Here is a 20,840-nt window from a genome sequence, read left to right as displayed (position 1 = left end):
TTCTCCTGAGACTCCGCAGGCTAGAGCGGCATAGTGTTTGGAGCTGTTGTTCCGAGCACGATCATAACAACAATCGTTCCGAATTGCGAGCATATGTTCGAGATCTCAACGATGGTCTCGAAGCAATCTCGACGGCAGCCTCGACGATGGTCTCAACGCGAATCTCGACGACAGTCTCCACAACGTCTGCGGAGCCATCGCACGAACAGCACGTTGTCGTGCGTGATGACGTGCTCCAGCTCGAACTCGAGCGGAGATGTCGGCACCGCTCCGGCCAGCGGACTCGCGGCAATGCGCGACGCTGCGGTGCCAACGGCCAGCGGAGCGTGTGTGAGGTTGATCTCATCGATCAGGTCGGCAGCCAGCAAACCGGCGTTCAGCGTGGGGCCGCCCTCGCACAGCACGACGCGGGCGCCGCATGCGCTCAGCTCTTCCAGCGCTGCCGCGAGGTCCACGCGTACTTCGCCGGAGCGCAGCAATTCGGCGCGGCCGTCGAATCGCGCCGCGTTCGCGGCGTCGGCGCCGCTGGTGGTCACGATCACCGGCAGCGGCGCCGCGGGAGTCGCGAACAGTGGCAGATCCGGATCGACGCTCAGCGACCCGCTCACCACGGCGATGCGGGCACCCGGCTGCCGCGCTCGTCCGTATCGCTCGGCATTCGCTGTGCCGGCCCCGACGAGGATGACGTCGGCTTGGGCGCGCAGAGCTGCGAACATGGCTCTGTCGGCGTTGCCTGAGAGATCTGCGGACACTCCCTCGACAGTCGCGGCCCCGTCGATGCTCGCCACCATGTTGAGCAGCACCCAAGGCCTGCCGGGCTGTGGCGACCGTGACCCGCTGGCGGCCTGTCGGGGGTCCACTGGCCTCGTCGGCGAGGGGAACAGCCGGCGCATGCGAAGAGTCTGCCACCGTACTCCTCACGACAAACTCAGGAAGAAACCCTGCTTGTCCACAGCGATGGGATTTGTCCACAGCAATGGGCAGTTGTGCACAGGATTATCCCCATGAAAGACTTGCCGCTGCTTGCTTCTGTTTCACAGGGCTGAAGCAATAGGATCGCGGGTTCATGGCGATGACCGAGGCACTGCGGGCGGCGGGATCAGAGTCCGGTCGCCGACCCTCGGGCGCGCCGCTGCGGCTGCGTCGGCACTTCACCACTGCCGGGGTCCATCCCTACGAAACCGTGCAGTGGGAGCGTCACAACGCATCGATCACCAGGGCATCCGACGGCACGGTGGCGTTCTCCCAGCTCGACGTCGAGTTCCCGGCCGACTGGAGTCCCACTGCGGTCAACATCGTGGCGCAGAAGTACTTTCGCGGCACCCTCGGCACACCCGAACGCGAGCAGTCGCTGCGCCAGGTCATCGACCGCGTCGCTGGCACGATCACCCGCTGGGCAACTGACGACGGCTATTTCTCCTCATCTGAGGAAGCGACGGTCTTCGAGGCCGAACTGTCATGGCTGCTGCTGCATCAGCGGGTCGCCTTCAACAGCCCGGTCTGGTTCAACATCGGCGTGAAAGGCGTGCCGCAACAGGCCTCGGCGTGCTTCATCCTGGCAGTCGACGACGAGATGGAATCCATCTTGGAGTGGTATGTCACCGAGGGGCGCATCTTCAAAGGTGGCTCTGGCGCTGGTGTCAACCTCTCGACGCTGCGGGCGTCGTCCGAGCCGCTGTCGGGCGGCGGCACAGCGAGCGGACCGGTCAGCTTCATGCGAGGCGCCGACGCATCGGCCGGCACGATTCGCAGCGGCGGCAAGACCCGGCGCGCCGCAAAGATGGTGCTGCTCGACGCTGACCACCCAGACATCGAGGCGTTCGTGTGGTGCAAGGCGCGCGAAGAGCGCAAGGCACGCGCACTGGCGGCAGCGGGCTTCGATATGGAACTCGACGGCGCCGATTCGTTCTCGCTCCAATACCAGAACGCCAACAATTCCGTGCGCCTGCCCGATGAGTTCATGGCAGCAGTGGAAGCCGACGCGGTGTGGGAGCTGCGAGCGCGGACCAGCGGCGAGGCGATCTCGACCGTCGGGGCGAGGGATCTGCTGCACCAAGTTGCCCAGGCGGCGTGGGAGTGCGCCGATCCCGGCGTGCAGTACTCGACGACGATCAACAACTGGCACACCTCTCCGGCTCACGGTCCGATCAGCGCCAGCAATCCCTGCAGCGAGTACGTCCATCTCGACAATTCGGCGTGCAACCTCGCCAGCGTCAACCTGCTGCCGTTCCTAGAGGCCGAGTCCCGGGTCCGAGCGGCTTGCGTGCCCGTATCCAATGGGAATGGGGAGCAAGAGCGGGAAGCAGCAGACGACGTCGCTCTTCGCGACTTCGACGTCGACGGCTTGCGTCAAGCGGCTCGCATCACGTTCATCGCCCAAGACGTGTTGGTGAGCCATGCGGATTACCCGACCGAGCTCATCGGCGAGACTTCTCGTCGCTTCCGCCAGATCGGCTTGGGTTTCACGAACTTGGGCGCACTGCTGATGGCAGTCGGCGTACCCTACGACTCTCCGTCGGCGAGGGCACTCGCTGCATCTCTCACTGCGCTCATCTGCGGCGAGGCGTACGCCACCTCCGCCGATCTGGCCGAGCGGCTCGGTCCGTTCGACGGTTTCGCACCCAACGCCGATGCGATGACTGGTGTTCTCGTTCGGCATCGCAACGCGCTCGACGACATCGAGAGCGGTGCAAGCGAACCGGGTGAACTCGGAGACGTCTCGGCGGCGGAAGGCTGTGCAGTCCTGACAGACGAATTGCGATCAGCGGCGGCCGGGCGCTGGGATCACGCTGTCGCTGGTTGCCAGGCACACGGCGTCCGCAACTCTCAGGCCACCGTCATCGCACCTACCGGAACGATCTCATTCATGATGGACTGCGACACCACGGGGATCGAGCCCGACCTAGGCCTGGTGAAGCACAAGAAGCTCGTCGGCGGCGGCGATCTGCATATTGTCAACTCGACGGTGCCGGTCGCGCTCGGGAGGCTGGGCTATTCCTTGGGAGAAATCGCCGACATCGAAGCGCACATCCTCGAGACCGGCCGCATTTTGGAGGCACCGCATTTGGCCGAGCTTCACCGCGCCGTCTTTGCCTGCTCTATCGGTGACGACGCGATCTCCCCGCAGGGCCACGTCTCGATGATGGCGGCGTGCCAGCCCTTCGTGTCGGGTGCGATCTCGAAGACCGTGAATCTCCCGGAATCCGCAACAGTCGCCGACATCGAAGCGCTGTTCATGCAGTCCTGGAGGCTCGGCCTCAAGGCCGTGGCGATCTACCGTGACAACTGCAAGGTGTCCCAACCGCTGTCGGTCGGCCCGGCATCGTCAGCCGCCGACGCTGCCGCGTCCGCCACTGCTGCGCTGCTGGGCAAGCCGCCTCCTCAGCGCAACCGCTTGCCGCGCAGTCGACGATCGCGGACGTTCTCGTTCCGGGTGACCGATTGCCATGGCTTCATGACGGTCGGCGAGTACGACAACGGCCGACCAGGCGAAATTTTCTTAGTCGTAGCGAAGCAGGGTTCGACGCTGGCGGGGATCATGGATGCCTTCGCCATCTCGGTGAGCCATGGCCTGCAGTACGGGGTGCCGCTGCGCTCCTATGTCGAAGCGTTCACCAACATGCGGTTCGAGCCGGCGGGACTCACTGACGATCCAGAGCTGCGGATCGCCACCAGCATTGTCGACTACATCTTTCGCCGGCTCGCGCTCGAGTACCTGTCACTCGACGAGCGCAGCGAGTTGGGTGTGCTCAGCGTGGACGAACGGATCGACCCGCCCCTGCCGGGCCTCGAGAGCGCTTCGGTCGAGACCGCCATCGGCGCCGAGCCGACGCCCGACCCGCCGTCGGCACCGGTTGAGCCCGCCGGGTACCGCGATGCGCCGCTGTGCATGACGTGCGGCGACAAGATGGTGCGCGCCGGCTCTTGTTTCGCTTGCCGTTTCTGCGGTGCGACGAGCGGCTGCGGCTAGGAGACTGCTGAGCAATTGCCGAGATCGCTGATTCTCGGATACAAAGCCGCAGGTCAGAGCGCTGCGGGCTTGCCCGGATCCGAACAAATCGGCAGTCTCCTACATCAACCGGAAGCTGTTGGCACCTGACTAGCGCGGGACTAGCGCGCAGGGCAGCAGTCGTTCGCACAATCGTCGGGATGCGGTCCGAGGCGACCGACAACCGGCCGATCGTTGCACAGCCCCGCAGTTTCCTCGACGAGGTCGACGAGTGCCTCGACGAACAGCGGATGCGTACCGACCGTGCGAGCTCGCACCATCGTGATGCCCGCCCGTGCAGCGGTCGCACGTGCGCGGGTATCGAGGTCTACCAGCACCTCCATGTGATCAGACACGAATCCGAGCGGTACGACAAGGACGGTCCGGCACCTTTGGCCGGCGAGCTGGACAAGACGGTCGTTGACGTCCGGCTCCAGCCAGGGCACATGGGGGGGACCGCTGCGGGACTGGTACACCACTTCGATGCCGCCCGACAGACCGGCGTCGGAAGCGACCATCTCGGCGGCGTCGTTCAATTGGGCCTCGTAGTCGCAGGCTGCCGCCATTGCGCGCGGCAGGCTGTGCGCGGTGAACAGGGTGTGCACATCGCCCCGAAGGCGGGCGCCGTCGAGGGCCTCACGGACACGCTCGGCCGCGGCCCCCACGAATCCTGGGTGGTTGCCGTACACCCGCACACGGGTGAACTGCGGCGCTCCGCTCACACTGGCGGCAGCCTTGGCGAGGTCCTCGTGGTACTGGCGGCATCCCGAGTACGAGCTGAATGCTGAGGTCACGACCACAGCGGCATTCCGCATGCCTTCGGCGACCATCTGGCGGACCGTGTCGGCCAGGTAGGGGCGCCAGTTGCGGTTCCCCCAGTAGCAGGCAAGCCCGTTGCCCCGGTTGGTGAGCTCGGCCGACAAGGCTGAGAGGAGCTGGCGGTTCTGCTCGTTGATGGGACTCACGCCGCCGTGCCGCAGGTACTGCTGGGAGACCTGGGCAAGCCGCTCGGCTGGCACCTTGCGTCCTCGAGTGACGTTCTGCAGGAACGGCATGACATCGTCAGGCCCCTCGGGTCCGCCGAACGACAGCAGCAGCACGGAGTCGATTGCAGCGGGTCCGAGCGTCGCCTGGGTCCCCGCGGTCCGGAAGGACTGCATCGTTACAGGCTTGCTGGGTCCTACGCCAGCGGTGGTTGCCTCGCTGCTGTGAGATGCGGGCACGGGCGGTTCCGACGGTGCTTCTGGGCGCGTCTGCGAGCTGTCCCTCGCTTGGCCCCGCGGGTCGCCGGCTCGAACGGGACTGGGCGGGGCCTCGAGTGACGTAGCGGGCATCGTTCGTGCGGACGCCGTTCGTTCAGCAACGACGAGCAGAGGGACCGCGCCGATGCCGATGAGCATTGCGACGATGAGGGTGATGTTGTACCCGCCGGTGTCGACCAGAACGCCCAGAATCGGCGGTCCGATCATCGCTCCGAAACCCGCAGCGGTGTAGAGGGCGCCGAGCACCCCACCGAGACCGAGTGGCCCGAACAGGGTTGCCGCCACTGCAGGCGACAAGGCAATGAAGCCCCCGTAGCTGAATCCCATGACGATGGCGAATGCCAGCAGCAGCCACGGGCTCAACTCGGCGCCGAGCCAGAGGAGGTAGCTCAGCGCCATGGTGAGGAACGACAGCTGGTACAGGCGCATGAGCGGCACGAACGTCCCGAGGGCACCCAAGCCGAGCCGGCCCACGATCGAGGCGCCGCCGATGATTCCGACCAGCAGTGCACCCCCGGTCCTGCCGATGCCGCTCACGTAGTCAGGCAGGTAGACGAACGGGATGAACAGGCTCGCGCTGAGCAGCAGCATTGACAAGTAGATGAACACGAAAACGGCCAGTCGGCCGTGCAGCAAGCTCTGCAGCGAGGGCAGTTCGCCGGCATCGACGTGTCCCGGCGGGCGGCGTGCCCCGACCGCAGCGAGCAGCATGATCGCTACCGAGACAATCGCGAGTATCCGGTAGCTCGACCGCCATCCATACGCGCTGATCAACGCTTCTGCTGCGGGAGAACCAACGAGCGTGCCGACACCGATGCCCGCGACAGCGACGCCCATCGCAGCGACTCGTCGCCGCTCGAACCAGCCCCCGACGACAGCAACCATTGGCACGTATGAACAGGCGACACCGATTCCCACGCCCATGCCATAGGTCGCGTAGGCAAGCCAGATGTTGTCGACCAGCGATGTCAGCCATAAGCCGACGAACATGGCCGCGGCGCCAGCAAGGAGCACAGGTCGGGGTCCGAGACGGTCGGCGATTCGACCGGTGACGATGCCCAGCGTGAAATAGGCGAATGTGGTCAACGAGAAGAACAGCGAGGTCTGGCTCGCGCCGATTCCGAACTCGGAGCTGATCGCAGAGAAGAAGGCGCCGAAGCTGTAGGCGACGCCGAAGGATGCGAGGGTCGCGAGCGCTGCCGAGAGCGCGACGACCCATCCGGCAGCCGAGTCCAGCCGAGCGGTCGGTGTCTGCGTGGTCATGGATTTACGTACGGTTTGCAGGCACCCGCGCAGTCCGATGCGGTACTGCTGCCAATGCCGTTGTCGGCGGCTGAAAGGTCGTGATTGCCATGCTGGTAGTCGGCTGCCCTTCGATGCACGCATGCGCTGCCGACGCGGCTGCGGTGTGCGGTGCGATCGGGCACGCTACTGCCCTACCGTTGCTGCCGTCCCCTCGATGCCGGCCTGAGCCGATCATCGCCGTCACAGTCGGCAAGCCCAGCCAGGAAGCAGCGAAATGGCCTCATTGACTGTCGTCAGCAACGCACCGAGCGCTCCCGATGTCATCGAGCGGCCCGACATCCGCCAGACCGACGGCGATCACGACCGGTTCTCCCACTATGTCGACAAGACGGCGCTGACCCGCTCGGCCGTCAGCGGCGAAGCGGTGGTGGCGCTGTGCGGCAAGAAATGGGTGCCCATCCGGGACGGCGAGCGCTTCCCGGTGTGCCCCGCCTGCAAGGAGATCTACGCCGGCCTCAGAGGCTGAGGCCCAGGCCCGAGCGGTCCGTGAGTCCATGCTGAACCGGGATTGGGACTGGAGCGGGAAACAGAGGGCGCGGACAGCAGAGGGACTCGCTGCCCACGCGGCTCCTCAGTGCATGAAGCGAAAATATGGGCAGTGGCCGATCGCAGGACGCGACTAGCCTTGAGTTCATCGTGACCGCACCAGCCGTCGGCAGACCCGATTGCCGTCTGAGCGCCATTGAATTCATGGGCGCTGTTCCGCCCGTCTACTGCGCCGGAGTCCCGTGACCGACACACAGGTTCGGATAAACGTTCCGGGCAACCACCTCATGGTCGGGGTGCTGGGCCAGCGCGACGAGCACCTGCGGCTTGTGGCGGGTCACTTCGCAGATGCCGACATCCATGTGCGCGGCAATGAGATCACCGTCGCGGGTCCCAGCGCAGCAATGGTCGGGCAGGTCTTCGAGGAGATTGTCCACGTTCTGGAGGCCGGCCAGCGCATCGAGCCCGAGGTGCTGGACCGTGTCATCGACATGGTCGAGGCGGACGAGAGCCCGAGCGATGTGCTCTCCGCGCCGATCGTGCGCGCTCCCAACGGCAGGGTCGTGCGTGCCAAGAGCGCCGGGCAGAAGCGCTACGTCGAGATGATCAGGTCGAGCATCGTGACCTTTGCCGTGGGACCCGCCGGGACTGGCAAGACCTGGCTGGCCGTGGCACTGGCCGTCGATGCCCTGATGTCCAAGGCGGTGCGGCGGATCGTGCTGACACGGCCCGCGGTGGAGGCGGGCGAGCGGCTCGGCTTCCTGCCGGGCGACTTGATGGCGAAGATCGACCCGTACTTGGCGCCGCTGTACGACTCCCTCTACGACATGCTGGATGTGGAGACCGCGGCGAAGCTGCTCGAGCGCAAGACGATCGACGTGGCGCCGCTGGCGTTCATGCGGGGCCGCACGCTGAATGACAGCTTCATCATCCTGGACGAGGCCCAGAACACCACGCCGGAGCAGATGAAGATGTTCCTGACGCGCATCGGCTTCGGCTCCAAGGTGGTGGTGACGGGGGACCGCACGCAGATCGACGTTCCCGGCGGCAAGAGCGGCCTGCTCGATGTCGAGCAGGCGTTGGACGGCATACCCGGACTCGCTTTTGCGCGCCTCGGCCGGCGAGACATCACGCGGCATCGCATTGTCGGCGACATCGTGGCGGCCTATGACCGACGTGACGCGAAACGCAGCGGCAGCGACTGAGCGAACTGGGCTGCGCCGCACCGATGTCGGCCGGCAGTTGTCGGCCGGTGCCTGCGGGGGCACTCACGGCGGCAGCGTCGTGCTGATCGCCGATCGCCAGGACGATGTGCGGCTCGACGCTCAGCGCTACCGCGCCTTGGTGCAGCGGGTGCTCGAAGCCGAGGGAGTGCCGCATCCTTCGGAGACTGCTGTCACCTTCGTCGATCCCGACGAGATGGCGCGCCTGCACCAGATCCACATGGGTCGACCTGGGTCTACCGATGTGCTCGCGTTCCCGATCGACTTGGCGGATGGCACGTCGGCGACGAGGGCTCCGACAGATGACGTCCTGGTCGGCGACGTGGTCGTGTGCCCGGCGGTCGCCGCTTCCAACGCTGCAGCGGGCAAGGGTTCACGGGAGGGTCACGACGGCAGCGTTGCCGCGGAAATCGATCTGCTCGTCGTGCACGGCGTGCTGCATCTGCTCGGCATGGACCACGCGGACCCGACCGATGCAGCGGTAATGCACGCCCGCGAGACCGAGCACTTGCGGACTCTGTGGGGGAGTTCGTGAACTGGGTGCTCGGCGCCGTGGGGGCCGCCGTCCTGCTGGCAGCCGCCATGTTCCTGCGTTTGGTCGAAGCCACGTTCGTGCGTTTGGGACGGGCACGCGCTTCGGGCTTGGACGAGGCGAACGGGACCGGTGAGCGCCACAACGGCGAACGCGACAACGGGCATGCGAACACGCAGGAGCGAACGTCGCTCGAAGAGCTGGTCGAGGACCGCGAAGTCGTTCTGGGTCCGGTGTCGCTGTTGCGCGTGGTGGCCCAAGCCACGCTGGTGGGCGGGATCACGTGGATCGCCGCGAGTCGTACCGGTGCGGCAGGAATCATCGCCGCTATGGCTGTCACCACAGTGGCACTCGTCGTGGTGACAGAAGCGCTGCCTCGCCGCTGGGGAGTCGAGGCGAACGATCGGATGGCGCGGGTGCTTGCGCCCGTGGCACGGGTGTTGAGCCGCGCTGCGCCGCTTGTGTGGCTGGCTCGCCTGTTGACCGCACCCGCGCGGGCGTTCGGTCCTGCAGCGACTGAGAGCGACAGCGGTGAGATCACTGAGGACGAGCTAGTCGCGCTGGCGTCGGCCGCAGCTCAGGCCGACCTGATACGTGACGACGAGGCCGTGCTGATCGGCCAGATCATGGAGTTGGGCGACACCATCGTGCGTGCGGTGATGGTGCCGAGACCGGACATGGTCACTGCGAGCTTGAACGACAGCGTTGCCGACGCTCTCGAGACGATCATCGACTCCGGCTTCACGAGGCTGCCTGTGATCGGCGACAGCGTGGACGACCTGCGAGGCATCGTGCTCGCGAAGGACTTGATCGCAGCTCATCTGCACGGTGCCGACGCTGTCGGCTCAGCGCAGCCCGGGTTCGCGCAGCCCGACGACATAGCCCAGCCCCAAGACGGCGCAGCGACCTGCGCGTACGTGCTGCGCCCTGCCAACTTCGTCCCGGAGACCAAGCGGGTCGGCGATCTGATGCGCGAGATGCAGGAGTCCAAGTCCCACCTGGCGATCGCCGTCGACGAGTACGGCGGCGTGGCAGGGCTCGTCACGCTGGAGGACATCATCGAGGAACTGGTGGGCGAGATCGCCGACGAGTACGACGTCGACGAGGCCCTTGTCCAGGAGGTCGGCGACGGAGCGTTCAGGTTCTCAGGTCGGCTGCCCGCGTCCCGGCTCGCCGAGGTGCTGGAGTTGCGCCTGCCCGAGGGCGACTGGGACACGGTCGGCGGCCTGGTGCTGGACCGCGCCGGACATGTGCCCGAGCCTGGCGAGACCGTTGAGCTCGACGGCTGGTGCTTGTCCGCTCTTGAGGTCGAGGGCAGGCGCATCAATCTGGTCGGGGCCCGGCGGGGCGCCGGCTAGCCAGCGGTTCGCGATGCGCTCTGGCTTCGTGACCTTGGTCGGCCGACCGAATGCAGGCAAGTCCACGCTGCTGAACTGCCTCGTGGGCACCAAGGTCAGCATCACGTCAGACAAGCCCCAGACCACGCGCCTGCGGGTCATGGGCGTGCGGCACATGGCTGACGCCCAGATCGTGTTTGTGGACACTCCCGGCATCGGCAAGCCGGTCACGCCATTGGGCGAGCAATTGAACGAGACAGCCCGCACGGCTGTCGCCGATCTGGAACCGCCCGACGTGATCTGCATGGTCCTCGACGCGACGGCACCGCTGGGCCGCGGCGATCGGCTGATCTGGAAGTCATTGCCGCCCGCCGCCGACACCGTCGTCGCCGTCACCAAGTGCGACTGCGCATCAAGAGCCCAGATCGCTGCGCAGCTGGCAGCCGCAGCGGAGTTCGACGCCGGGGCGTACTTCCCGGTGTCGGGACGGACGGGCGAAGGCACCGATGTGCTGCTGGCGCACTTCGTGGAGGGTTTGGAGGAGGGACCGGCCTACTTCGGACCGAAGAGAGTCACCGACCTTCCTGACGCGTGGCGCATTTCCGAGGCCGTGCGCGAGCAGTTGCTGGCGCGATTGGGCGACGAGCTTCCCTACAGCATCGCCGTGCGGGTCACGGAGTGGGAACCTCGCCGCATCAGGTGCGATATCGCCGTGGAGCGTGATTCCCAGAAGGGCATCGTGATCGGGCGGGGAGGCGTCATGCTGCGCGAAATCGGCACGGCGGCGCGGCGCGAACTCGGCCTCGACGGCGTGTACCTCGAGCTGCGTGTGCGTGTCGAGCCCGACTGGCAGCGCACACCCGATGCAGTGGCGCGCATGCTCGCTCCGGACGCTCCCGTCAACCCGGAGGGGTGACGGCGCTGTCCGAGCGGGTTCAGCCTCTTGCTGATTCAGGCGGTGTGGCGGTCGCGGATGGCGTTCAGAAACGAGGTCGCCTCGGCCCGCGAGACCGTGCGGCGCATGGGGGGCAGGCTCTCGAGCAGCCGTGCGCGGTAGCCGGCGGTTGCGAGACGGGAGTCCAGCACCGCCACGACGCCCCGGTCGGTGGTTGTGCGGATGAGCCGGCCGACGCCTTGGGCCAGCAGGTCGGCGGCGTTGGGAACGTCCACCGTCCTGAACGCGTCGTCGCCGGCCAGCTCCCGCCGGGCCGCTGCCAGCGGCTCGTTGGGGCGGGCGAAGGGGAGACGATCGATGGCCAGCAGCGACAGGGCCGGCCCGGCAATGTCCACTCCCTGCCAGAAGCTCATCGTGGCGCACACGACGGTCGCAGCCTCGGTGCCCAGTGCTTCCAGCAGGGCAGTGCTGGATCGGTCGCCGCCCTGGCGCAGCACCCCGATGCCGTCGAGCGTTTCCTCCAAGGCATCGGCTGTCTCGTTCAGGGCCCGCCAGCTCGTGAACAGCGCCAGCGTGCGCCCGCCCACAGCCTCGATGAGTCCTGCCAGTTCCGCGACGGCCTCGGCGCGGTGTTCCTGCCGGTTGGGCGCAGGCAGGTGACGAGCGCAGTACAGCAGCGCGTTCGACTGGTAGTCGAAGGGGCTCTCCACTGACAGATAGGCGTGATCGGCGCTGGGCACGCCGAGCCGGCTGACGAAGTGCGGTCCGAGCGTCGCGCTGGTGAGGATCGACGCCTGACGTCCCCAGAGCCGGCTCGCCAGCAGATCGCCGACACCGAGCGGCGCGAGGCGCAGCCTTCCGCTGGCTTCGACCAGGATGGCGGTGTCTGCCGGCGGAGATGCCGCCATGCGCAGCGCAGTCAGCGATTCGGCGGCCAGCCGTCCGACCCGAAGGCGCTCTAGGTCGGCGTCCCCGCCGCTGTCCGGCTGCTCAGATCGCAGCTCTGCAGCCAACTGCTCAACCCTGCTGTCCGCCGCCTCGAGCAGGCTGGCCAGATCGCCGGTGATCGCTCCCAGGCGGGTGTCGCGCAACGGATCGAGCTCGGCTGACAGTCGTGTCGCCACATCAGCGACAGCATCTGCGGCTGCCCCGCCCGCACCGGCGTTGCGTGCTTCGGCAGCGAGCCGCACGAAGCCCGCCGGGGCGATCTCCAGGCCGGCCACCTGGGTGACCACGGCCTCGATCTGGTGCGCTTCGTCGAACACGACCGCGTCGTGCGGGCCGAACAGGAACCCGTCGCCGAAGAGGTCGATGAAGTACAGGTGCTGGTTGGTCACCACGATGCCGGCTCGTGACGCCCGCGCCCGGGCGTCCTCGGCGAAGCAGCGATGACCCTGCGGGCAGCGTTCGGCGCCGACGCACTCGGTGCTGGTCACCGACACTGAGGACCACACGCGACCCTCGGGTGCGACTGCCAGCTCGGCCCGGTCTCCGGTGCGGGTCGTGCGGACCCAGCGGTCGATCTCGGCGAACTGCCGCTGCTGGTCCAGGTCCGCGGCAGACAGCCTGGCCCCGCCGAAGTCCATCTGCTGCTGGGAATGGGCCTCCCAACGGTGGCGGCAGAGGTAATTGTTGCGTCCTTTGAGCAGTTCCCACCGAATCGGGCGACCCAGCCGCTGCGCCAGGCCCGTCGCGACCAGCGGCAGGTCCTTGGTGACCAGTTGGTCCTGCAGCGCCAGCGTGGCGGTGGCGATGACCACTCGTTGGCCGCCGGCGGCGGCGAGCGCCGCTGGAACCAGGTACCCCAGCGACTTGCCCACGCCGGTTCCCGCCTGGCACAGCAAGGTGGTGCCACCGCTGATCGCCTCAGCGACGGCAGCGGCCATCTCGGTCTGTCCCGGCCGGTGCTCGCCGTCGTGGCCGAGCGCTGCGATTGACTCGTCGAGTGCAGCGGCGACATCGTGCTCCGCAGTCCTCGATGCACTAGGCGCCGGGGCAATGTCCCAAGGCTCGTCGGTCATCGACCCTCACGTCGGTTTGCTGCAGGCTTGGCTCGCTGCGGCCCGTAACGGTACGTGTACGGCACGGCTGTCATGCAGGGCGTATCGGTACTCGGCGACGAGGGTTCTACCCTGCGCAGTGTGAAGCAAGGTGCGGGCATCGATCCGACGTGTCTGCCGACTCACGTGGCCTGTGTGATGGACGGCAACGGACGCTGGGCGCAGGCGCGCGGCCTGCCGCGGACCGAGGGCCACACTGCCGGCGAGGAGGCCTTGATCGACACCGTGGAAGGAGCGGCGGACATCGGCCTGCAGTGGCTCACGGTCTATGCCTTCAGCACCGAGAATTGGCGGCGTCCGCCGGCCGAGGTGCGTTTTCTCATGGGCTTCAATGAGTCGCTGCTCGTGCGGCGCAGCCATGAGTTGCACGAGCGCAACGTGCGGATCCGATTTGCCGGGCGTCCCGACGCGCGCATCCCCAGACGCGTGCGGACACGGATCGACGAAGCTGTCGAACTCACCGCTGCAAACACCGGACTGACCTTCACGGTGGCGTTCAACTACGGCGGGCGCGCCGAGATCGCCGACGCCGCGGCCGCTCTGATGCGTTCAGGCGTGGCTGCAGAAGAGGTGGACGAAGCGGCCCTGGCGAAGCACCTCTACGACGCCGAGATGCCCGATGTGGACCTCTTGATCCGCACCTCGGGCGAGTTCCGCGTGTCGAACTTCCTGCTGTGGCAGATGGCCTACAGCGAACTGGTCTTCACCGACACACTCTGGCCGGATTTCCGGCGGGACGACCTGTTCGACGCCATCTGCGAGTTCCAAGCTCGCGATCGCCGATTCGGAGGTCTGAACGGCTGACGCCGGGTAGCCATGACGTCGGGGCTGTCTCGGGGCGGCACCGGATGCGCAACGACGAGGGGTGTGCCCCCAGATGCAATACCGGGACCGAGGAGTCGTGCTCCGCACCATCAAGCTCGGCGAGGCTGACCGGATTGTCACGATCATCACGTCGGGGCACGGCAAGGTTCGGGCCGTAGCGAAGGGCGCTCGGCGAACCCGCAGCCGGCTGGCGGGCCACGTCGAGCTGCTCCGCCACGTCGACCTGCAGATGTACCGGGGACGCGGAGAACTCGACATCGTCACCGGCGCGGTGACGCTGGACCGTTGGGGGAGCCTCCGCGAAGATCTCGACCGCGTGGGCACCGCCATGTCGCTGGCCGAGGCAGTCGATCAGATAGTTCACGATCGTGGTGAAGATCCGATGCCATACCAGATGCTGGTGGGTGCACTGGGCCGCCTGGATCGTGGCAGCGCCGAGATGCTGCTGCCGGCGTTCCTGCTGCGCCTGCTGGCCCACGAGGGAACTGCTCCGATGCTCGATGAGTGCGTTGTGGGCGCCGGCTGCGATGACGGCGGCGCCGCCGCGTTCGACCCGGCTCAGGGAGGCGTCACCTGCGAGACCCACCGGCGAGGCCGCCCGCTGTCGCCCGGCGCGCTCGAGCTGTTGCGCTCGATCATGGCGGGGCAGGTGAATGCCGTCCTCGAAGCGCCTCTGTCAGCAGACACGCATGAGGCCGCAGCGGTCGTCACGCGCATGTGGGAGTACCACATCGACAGGCGGCTCCGAAGCGCTGACCTGCTGGGCTAAGGACTCGGGCCAGCAGGCACTAATGCGACAGCTACTCGCTTCGAACTCTGCTCTGATTACCGACCGGCTCTCGCCTGCCCGCGCGGGTCCTAAGCCGCAGGCCAGCGCCGCGAAGTGCTGGCCTGCCGGGCTGAATCCGCCCGCTGTCAGGGAGTCCTCTCCAGCCTGTCCACCTGCCGGTATGACCCGTCCTCACCGATCACGGTCAGGAACACATTGTCGGAGCCCTGATTGTCGCCCGGTGCGAATGTCAACTCGAGACCGTCGATATCGATGGTCCCAGAGCCGTACACGGCATCGAGGAAGCACTCCCTGCTGAGGTCAGGCCCGCAAGCTTTCAGGCCCTCGATGGCCAAGCGGCCCGCAAGGTAGCCCTCCAGCGACACGAAGCCGGGCTCCGCATTCGGGTCGAAGTCTCGGAGTGCAGCCGCGTAGCTTGCCACGACCGGAACCGTCGTGTCGTCTGGCAGATTCACCACTTGAGTCACATAGAATCCGGTACCGGCATCGCCGAGCTCAGCAGCCAAGGCGTTGCTGCCCACGAACGACACGGCCATGAAGATCGGGTCGATCTGGTTGCGCAGCAGCCGGACGGCCTCTGCTGCGGGCGCGTAGGCGCCGATGATGATGACCGCTTCAGGATCTGCGGCGGCGATGCTGATCACCGCGGACTTCACCGCGGTGGTGTTTCTCCGGTAGTACCACGAAGCGACTGGTGCCAAGCCCCGGCGTTCAAGCGCCTGTCGCACGCCTTCCAGTCCGTTGACGCCGTAGGAGTCGTTCTGGTACAGCACTGCGACTCGGGTGGCATCCAAGTCCTCGGTGAGACGCTTCACCATCTCTTCGGTCTCCTGAAGGTACGACGAACGCAAGTTGAGCACGTTGGTCAACTCGGGGTCGCGCAGCAGTTCGGCACCGGTGAACGGGGCGATGAACGGCACTCCCGCAGCGTGGGCGATCGGCGACGCTGCCCGAGAGGTCGGTGTGCCGACAGCGCCGATCAAGGCGAAGACCTGTTCGTCTTCGATCAGCCGCAGCGTATTGGCGAACGCGAAATCGGCTTCGTAGGCGTCGTTGAGCGTCATCAGTTCGAGTCGGCGACCGTGGACCCCTCCGTCTTGGTTGGCCTCATGGAACGCAGCCTCGATTCCCAAGCGCATGCCGTCGCCCAACGCTTGAGACGGGCCGCTGAACGCGGCTGACTGCCCGAAGAGGATCGCATCGTCAGTGATGCCGGGTTCTGCCGGACTCGAAGCCTCTGCCATCGGCGGGGCAGGCGCCGGCATGCCTTGAATGTCCGCCGTCAAGGCCTCGACCTCGAACAGCAGCTGGTCAAGAAGCACTGCGTTTTCCTCGATCAAATCGCTTTCAGCGACGACGAGTTCCAGTCGAAGCCTCAAGAGGTCGAAGAGGTTGTTCTGCCCGGTCCCCGCGGCGAGCTGCTGCCTCGCGAGCGGAATGAGCTCGGGTGCCAGATCGGCGCTCCCGTGTGCGGCGAGATAGTCGACGCTCCTTCTGATGCGCTCTGCAGCTGAGTCAAAGGCTTCCTGGCTGCGCGCGACATAGACCGGGTTGGTCAGCTGGCTGACGACTGTCAGCAGTGTGTGGCCGAACCCGAGGTCGGCCGCTAGATCTGCCGTGAGCCGGTATCGGAGAAGATCCTCGTCGCTGGGCGGGGCATTGCTGCCGAGCGCCGTTGCCAAGTCGAAGAACTGGTCGTCCACGGCGCTGATGGCAGCGGGGAACAATCTGGCCGTGCTTGCGACGCCGAGCCGTCGGATATTGGTGGCCGATTCGGTGATCGCGTTCAGCAGCTCTGGCCGTCCCTGCCCTATTCGCTTGGCGTTGCCGACCATCCGGTCGACGAGCGTCGTGATGCGGCCGGCCCGGTCGCCGACCGCCGCGGTGAGCGCAGCTTGTGCTCCGCTGAGGGTCTCGTCGAGACTGGCCGAAGCGGCCTCTTCAGCAGCGAGGTCCTCCGAGGTCATGTCTCTGTGGGTCGCAGTCGGCACCAAGGCGTTGGCATGGCGGGCGATGGTCACCGCAGCAGCCAAGGCCTCGGCATTGCCCGCAGTGGCTTCTGACGGTTCGGTCGGCGTCTCGGCTGAATCGTCGGGTTTTGTCTCGACGTCGGTCTCACCGGCGGCATCGCTGTCGGTTTCGACCTCGCTCTCGTCGCTGGCCTCGATGGTGCTCTCCGTGGCGCTGCGGGCATCGTCGTCGCCTGTATCGCCGGCCTCGTCAGTCGGCGAGCAGGCGGTGAGCGCCGTTCCGGCCACCAGCACACATGCGGCGATGGCACCCATGAGTCCGATCCAGCTAAGGCGTCGGTGAGTGGATCCGGTTCTCATCATGACCTCGCTTGTTGGCAGCAGTTGGCATCAGTTGGCATCAGTGGCACTAGCCGAGGATACGGCTGCGGCCTTGGGGATTCTCGACGCTCTCGTGCAGCCGCTTGAAGCGCTTCTCTGCCCGTACATCTGACGTGGAGCGCCACCACCGCCGACCCCGCCAGAAGGCGCCGGCGAACGCCAGCAGCGCCAGCGTCACCTGCGTGCGAGCCAAGCCGCCGCACAGCGGATGCGGGCTGGGGGGCGGGACGTAGCGCTGCCCGGTGTTGCGGGCCGTCGTGTAGGCATCGGCTACTGCCTCTCGCACCTCTGCGAGCTCTACGACAGGCGGTGCGAGGCTCAGGAGCGGCATCGAACAGGTCCAGTCGACCTCGCCCTCACGAAGATCCTCATAGGGTCCGTCGAAGACCGGCAACGGCATGAGCAGCACTATCAAGCCGAGGAATGCGCACAGGAAGACCACTGTCGTGTCGCGCAGCCTCACGGCAGTGAGCCTAATGAGCGGTGCGCACCGGGTGAGGCTCCCATTCGGCGAAATTCGCTCCGGTGCTCTAGGAGGCTGGTCGGAAAGCCGCTATTTCGGCGTTTGTCAGATGCAAACCCGCAGGTCAGGAACTTGCTGTGTCGGCAAGATCCCCATTTCCGACCACCCTCCTAGGCGACCGTCAGTACCCTTGCCTCCCGTGACCACGACCGCTGGCGCCGACTTGCACGAGCCGGCCGCTGATCCCGCGCTGTTCGACAAGATCGTCAATCTCTGCAAGCGCCGCGGCATCGTGTTCGGCTCCGCCGAGATCTACGGAGGGTTCCGCAGTGCCTATGACTACGGCCCGATCGGTGTCCAGCTCCTGCGCAACGTGAAGGACGCGTGGTGGCGTTCCGTGGTCCAGTTGCGCAGCGACGTGGTGGGTCTCGACGCTTCCATCTTGGGGCCGCCCCAGATTTGGGAGGCTTCTGGCCACCTCAAGAACTTCACTGATCCGCTGGTGGACTGCACCGAGTGCAAGACCCGCCACCGCGAAGACCAGCTCGACGATCCCGACGTGTGCCCCGACTGCGGCCGGCGCGGCACCTTCACCGAGGCCCGCGCCTTCAACCTCATGTTCCGTACTCACGCAGGTCCTGTGGAGGGTGCAGGCACCGAGGTGTACCTGCGGCCCGAGACGGCTCAGGGCATGTTCCTCAACTTCAAGAACATCCTCGAGACCAGCCGCAAGCGGCCGCCGTTCGGCATTGCCCAGGTCGGCAAGTCATTCCGCAACGAGATCACGCCCGGCAACTTCGTGTTCCGCACGCGCGAGTTCGAGCAGATGGAGCTGGAGTTCTTCGTGCCGCCCCAAGAGGCCCAGCAGTGGTACGAGTACTGGCTGGCCGAGCGGCTCGAGTGGTACTCGTACTTGGGTATACCCCCAGAGCAGTTGCGCCTGCGGGCCCATGACGCCGACGAGCTCAGCCACTACTCCAGCGGCACCAGCGATGTCGAGTTCCTGTTCCCTTGGGGCTGGGGCGAACTCGAGGGCATCGCCAACCGCGGCGATTACGACCTGCGTCAGCACGCCGCCCATTCCGGCCAGAAGCTGGAGTGCTTCGACCAGGCCAGCGGCGAGCGCTACGTCCCGCATGTCATCGAGCCGGCGGCCGGCGCGACACGCGCGCTCATGGCATTCCTGCTCGCTGCGTACCGCACCGAGACCGTCAACGACGAAGCCCGGACGGTGCTGGGCCTGCACCCGCGGCTGGCGCCGTACAAGGTGGCGGTGCTGCCGCTCTCACGCAAGGCGCCGCTCACCTCGCTGGCAGCCGAGGTGCTGGCGCTGTGCCAGCCGCACTGGATGTGCGAGTACGACGAGACTCAGGCCATCGGCCGGCGCTACCGCCGCCAGGACGAGATCGGGACGCCGTTATGTGTGACGGTCGACTTCGAGTCCATCGATGACCGGTGTGTCACCGTGCGCGACCGCGACACGATGGCCCAGGACCGGGTGCCGATCGCCTCGTTGGTGGAGCATCTGCGCAGCCGTCTGGATCTCTAGCGGCGAGGGGCCGGAAGAGCGCGAGCTTGCGGGGGATGGCGATGGCGAACTCTGGGCACAGACTGAGCGTTCGCCAGCAGCGGGTCGTGGCTGAACTCAGCTTCGACGAACTGACAGCGGCTTTGCATCCGACATTCGCCGGCGATGCGGGGGTGGTGCTGACCACCGGATTGGCGGCCTCGCCGGGCGCAGCCTCCGGGGTGGTTGCGGTCGGCTCGCAAGCTGCGCTGGATCTCGCATCGGCGGGCAACACGGTGATCCTCGTCGCCACAGAGACAACCCCCGCCGACGTGGCGGCGATGGGTCTGTCGGCGGGAATCCTGACGGCTCGGGGCGGGATGGCGAGCCATGCCGCGGTGGTGGCCCGTGGCTGGGGGATCCCTGCGGTGTGCGACGCCCGGGAGATCAAGGTGGGCGCTGAGAGTTTCGCCGTCGGTGAGCACCGCATAGCAAACGGCACTCCGATCTCGATCGACGGTTCGACCGGCGAGGTGACGCTGGGAAGCCGGGAGGTCTCGGCCGCCGGGCCAGATGCAGCGCCGGGAGGAGCAGCAGCGCCGGGTGCGGGTGCGGGGCCGACGCTGCCGGTGCTGCCGGCGGAGATCGCCGAGGTGCTGGGCTGGGCAGATCTCGTTGTGGGGGACCGGTTCGCCGTGCTGGCCAACGCCGACTCTGCCGCCGATGCCGCAACGGCCCGTTCGTTGGGGGCGCGAGGCATCGGACTGTGCCGCACCGAGCACATGTTCCTCGATCCCGACCGGCTCGGGATCGTCCAGCACGTCATCTTGAAAGGGCACGACGAGCATCTTGACGACTTGGAATCAGCGCAGCGGAACGACTTCAGCGAGATGCTCGAAGCCATGGACGGTCTGGGGGTGACGATCCGGCTGCTCGACGCGCCGATGCACGAATTCTTGGCGGGAGCTGATCCCGGCGAAGCCGCCGAATGGCACGAGCACAACCCGATGCTCGGGGTGCGCGGCGTGCGATTGGGTCTGCTGCGGCCTGAGCTCTATGCAGCGCAGGTACGAGCGATAGCCGGAGCTGTCCGCGACCGCCGGTCTGCTGGAGGCGATCCCGATGTCGAGATCATGGTGCCGCTCGTGTCGACTGCCCGTGAGCTCACGGCGTCAGTGAGCGCCATTCGTTCAGCTTGGGCAGGCACTCAATCTGGTTCTGCGCCTCCGATCGGGACCATGATCGAGACGCCGCGAGCCTGCATGATTGCGGGCCAGTTCGCTCCCGACGTGGAGTTCATCAGCTTCGGCACCAACGATCTCACCCAGATGGTCTTCGGATTCAGCCGGGACGACACAGCGACACGCGTCATCGTCCCCTACGTCTCCGACGGCCTGCTGGAGGCCGACCCGTTCGCCTCGCTCGACCCCGACGGGGTCGGCGAGATGATGAGCGGGGCCTTGGGGCGCGGCCGTGCCGCCAACCCGAACTTGCGCGCCGGCATGTGCGGCGAGCACGGCGGCGACCCCGCCAGCATCGCCTTCGCCGTGCACACAGGATTGCACTACGTGTCGTGCTCGCCCTACCGGGTGCCCGTCGCCCGCCTCGCCGCAGCCCAGGCCCTGCTCGCGGCGTCCGGCTAGACAGCCAGCCCGGTCGAGGCGCCGTGTGCGCCCGATGCAACACGAGCGCTGTCGGAAAATTGTCGTGCTCGAGACCGATGGTTGTGCCAAGGTGAGCATGTCGGCAGGTGCCTGCGCTGGAGTTGCCCGTGCCTCCTCAAGCTTTGTCAAACCACCGTGCCTGTCGACGCATT

General features: G+C 66.7%; 15 protein-coding genes. 10 read left to right on the top strand and 5 right to left on the bottom strand.

Annotated elements, in window-relative coordinates; translation table 11 throughout:
* Nucleotides 1-152: 152 nt before the first annotated feature.
* On the bottom strand, nt 153-791 hold the full coding sequence (locus ACOGXQ_RS02175; RefSeq protein WP_419945824.1) for a dihydrofolate reductase family protein: 639 nt from the start codon (nt 789-791) through the stop codon (nt 153-155).
* Nucleotides 792-1,072: 281 nt separating this feature from the next.
* Between ACOGXQ_RS02175 and ACOGXQ_RS02170 the strand changes: the two genes are divergently transcribed.
* Nucleotides 1,073-3,970 (top strand): adenosylcobalamin-dependent ribonucleoside-diphosphate reductase, encoded by a 2,898-nt coding sequence (locus ACOGXQ_RS02170; protein WP_419947323.1) that lies wholly within the window; start codon nt 1,073-1,075, stop codon nt 3,968-3,970.
* Between the two features lie 140 nt (nt 3,971-4,110).
* On the opposite strand, the gene ACOGXQ_RS02165 is transcribed toward ACOGXQ_RS02170, so the two are convergent.
* Nucleotides 4,111-6,513, bottom strand: coding sequence for a ferrochelatase (locus ACOGXQ_RS02165; RefSeq protein ID WP_419945823.1), 2,403 nt, complete (start codon nt 6,511-6,513; stop codon nt 4,111-4,113).
* A 256-nt stretch (nt 6,514-6,769) separates the two neighbouring features.
* On the opposite strand from ACOGXQ_RS02165, the gene ACOGXQ_RS02160 reads away from it, so the two are divergent.
* The 5 genes from ACOGXQ_RS02160 to era all read left to right on the top strand — a co-directional run bounded on the left by ACOGXQ_RS02160 (nt 6,770) and on the right by era (nt 11,049).
* On the top strand, nt 6,770-7,021 hold the full coding sequence (locus tag ACOGXQ_RS02160) for a DUF3039 domain-containing protein (RefSeq protein WP_419945822.1): 252 nt from the start codon (nt 6,770-6,772) through the stop codon (nt 7,019-7,021).
* A 262-nt stretch (nt 7,022-7,283) separates the two neighbouring features.
* A complete protein-coding gene (locus ACOGXQ_RS02155) occupies nt 7,284-8,246 on the top strand; it encodes a PhoH family protein (protein ID WP_419945821.1) in 963 nt (320 codons plus the stop codon).
* Nucleotides 8,209-8,799, top strand: coding sequence for an rRNA maturation RNase YbeY (ybeY, locus tag ACOGXQ_RS02150; RefSeq protein ID WP_419945820.1), 591 nt, complete (start codon nt 8,209-8,211; stop codon nt 8,797-8,799). Before ACOGXQ_RS02155 ends, ybeY begins: the two co-directional genes overlap by 38 nt.
* Nucleotides 8,784-10,154, top strand: coding sequence for a hemolysin family protein (locus ACOGXQ_RS02145; protein WP_419945819.1), 1,371 nt, complete (start codon nt 8,784-8,786; stop codon nt 10,152-10,154). The genes ybeY and ACOGXQ_RS02145 overlap by 16 nt, the downstream gene beginning before the upstream one ends.
* Nucleotides 10,155-10,167: 13 nt before the next feature.
* Entirely contained in the window at nt 10,168-11,049 is an 882-nt protein-coding gene (era, locus tag ACOGXQ_RS02140) for a GTPase Era (protein ID WP_419945818.1), read from the top strand.
* A gap of 35 nt (nt 11,050-11,084) precedes the next feature.
* Here the strand turns inward: era and ACOGXQ_RS02135 are convergent, their stop codons facing one another.
* Nucleotides 11,085-13,049 (bottom strand): ATP-dependent DNA helicase, encoded by a 1,965-nt coding sequence (locus tag ACOGXQ_RS02135; protein WP_419945817.1) that lies wholly within the window; start codon nt 13,047-13,049, stop codon nt 11,085-11,087.
* 120 nt (nt 13,050-13,169) lie between these two features.
* On the opposite strand from ACOGXQ_RS02135, the gene uppS reads away from it, so the two are divergent.
* A complete protein-coding gene (gene uppS / locus ACOGXQ_RS02130; protein ID WP_419945816.1) occupies nt 13,170-13,892 on the top strand; it encodes a polyprenyl diphosphate synthase in 723 nt (240 codons plus the stop codon).
* A gap of 97 nt (nt 13,893-13,989) precedes the next feature.
* Nucleotides 13,990-14,682 carry a DNA repair protein RecO gene (gene recO / locus ACOGXQ_RS02125; protein WP_419945815.1) on the top strand — a complete coding sequence of 231 codons (693 nt, stop codon included), beginning with the start codon at nt 13,990-13,992 and terminating at the stop codon, nt 14,680-14,682.
* A 146-nt stretch (nt 14,683-14,828) separates the two neighbouring features.
* Here the strand turns inward: recO and ACOGXQ_RS02120 are convergent, their stop codons facing one another.
* Nucleotides 14,829-16,988, bottom strand: a complete 2,160-nt coding sequence (locus tag ACOGXQ_RS02120) for an ABC transporter substrate-binding protein (RefSeq protein ID WP_419945814.1) — start codon at nt 16,986-16,988, stop codon at nt 14,829-14,831.
* 94 nt (nt 16,989-17,082) lie between these two features.
* Entirely contained in the window at nt 17,083-17,517 is a 435-nt protein-coding gene (locus ACOGXQ_RS02115) for a hypothetical protein (protein WP_419945813.1), read from the bottom strand.
* 199 nt (nt 17,518-17,716) lie between these two features.
* Here ACOGXQ_RS02115 and ACOGXQ_RS02110 point away from each other — a divergent pair, with 199 nt between their 5' ends.
* The gene (locus ACOGXQ_RS02110) at nt 17,717-19,066 is read left to right on the top strand and encodes a glycine--tRNA ligase (RefSeq protein ID WP_419945812.1); all 1,350 of its coding nucleotides are present in this window, start codon (nt 17,717-17,719) and stop codon (nt 19,064-19,066) included.
* Nucleotides 19,067-19,101: 35 nt separating this feature from the next.
* Entirely contained in the window at nt 19,102-20,667 is a 1,566-nt protein-coding gene (locus ACOGXQ_RS02105; protein WP_419945811.1) for a putative PEP-binding protein, read from the top strand.
* Nucleotides 20,668-20,840: the final 173 nt, after the last annotated feature.

The sequence above is a fragment of the Candidatus Poriferisodalis sp. genome (assembly GCF_965208485.1).
GTDB lineage: Bacteria > Actinomycetota > Acidimicrobiia > Acidimicrobiales > Poriferisodalaceae > Poriferisodalis.
The sequence above is the reverse complement of the archived record's forward strand: the minus strand, read 5'-3'. Positions and strand labels throughout refer to the sequence as shown.

What these genes read in the sequence shown, in the direction of transcription:
- ybeY (WP_419945820.1), top strand. Translation starts at nt 8,209, where the DNA reads ATGACCGACGTGACGCGAAACGCAGCGGCAGCGACTGAGCGAACTGGG.
- ACOGXQ_RS02105 (WP_419945811.1), top strand. Translation starts at nt 19,102, where the DNA reads ATGGCGATGGCGAACTCTGGGCACAGACTGAGCGTTCGCCAGCAGCGG.
- ACOGXQ_RS02165 (WP_419945823.1), bottom strand. Translation starts at nt 6,513, where the DNA reads ATGACCACGCAGACACCGACCGCTCGGCTGGACTCGGCTGCCGGATGG.
- ACOGXQ_RS02160 (WP_419945822.1), top strand. Translation starts at nt 6,770, where the DNA reads ATGGCCTCATTGACTGTCGTCAGCAACGCACCGAGCGCTCCCGATGTC.
- ACOGXQ_RS02120 (WP_419945814.1), bottom strand. Translation starts at nt 16,988, where the DNA reads ATGGGTGCCATCGCCGCATGTGTGCTGGTGGCCGGAACGGCGCTCACC.
- ACOGXQ_RS02135 (WP_419945817.1), bottom strand. Translation starts at nt 13,049, where the DNA reads ATGACCGACGAGCCTTGGGACATTGCCCCGGCGCCTAGTGCATCGAGG.
- era (WP_419945818.1), top strand. Translation starts at nt 10,168, where the DNA reads ATGCGCTCTGGCTTCGTGACCTTGGTCGGCCGACCGAATGCAGGCAAG.
- ACOGXQ_RS02175 (WP_419945824.1), bottom strand. Translation starts at nt 791, where the DNA reads ATGGTGGCGAGCATCGACGGGGCCGCGACTGTCGAGGGAGTGTCCGCA.
- ACOGXQ_RS02170 (WP_419947323.1), top strand. Translation starts at nt 1,073, where the DNA reads ATGACCGAGGCACTGCGGGCGGCGGGATCAGAGTCCGGTCGCCGACCC.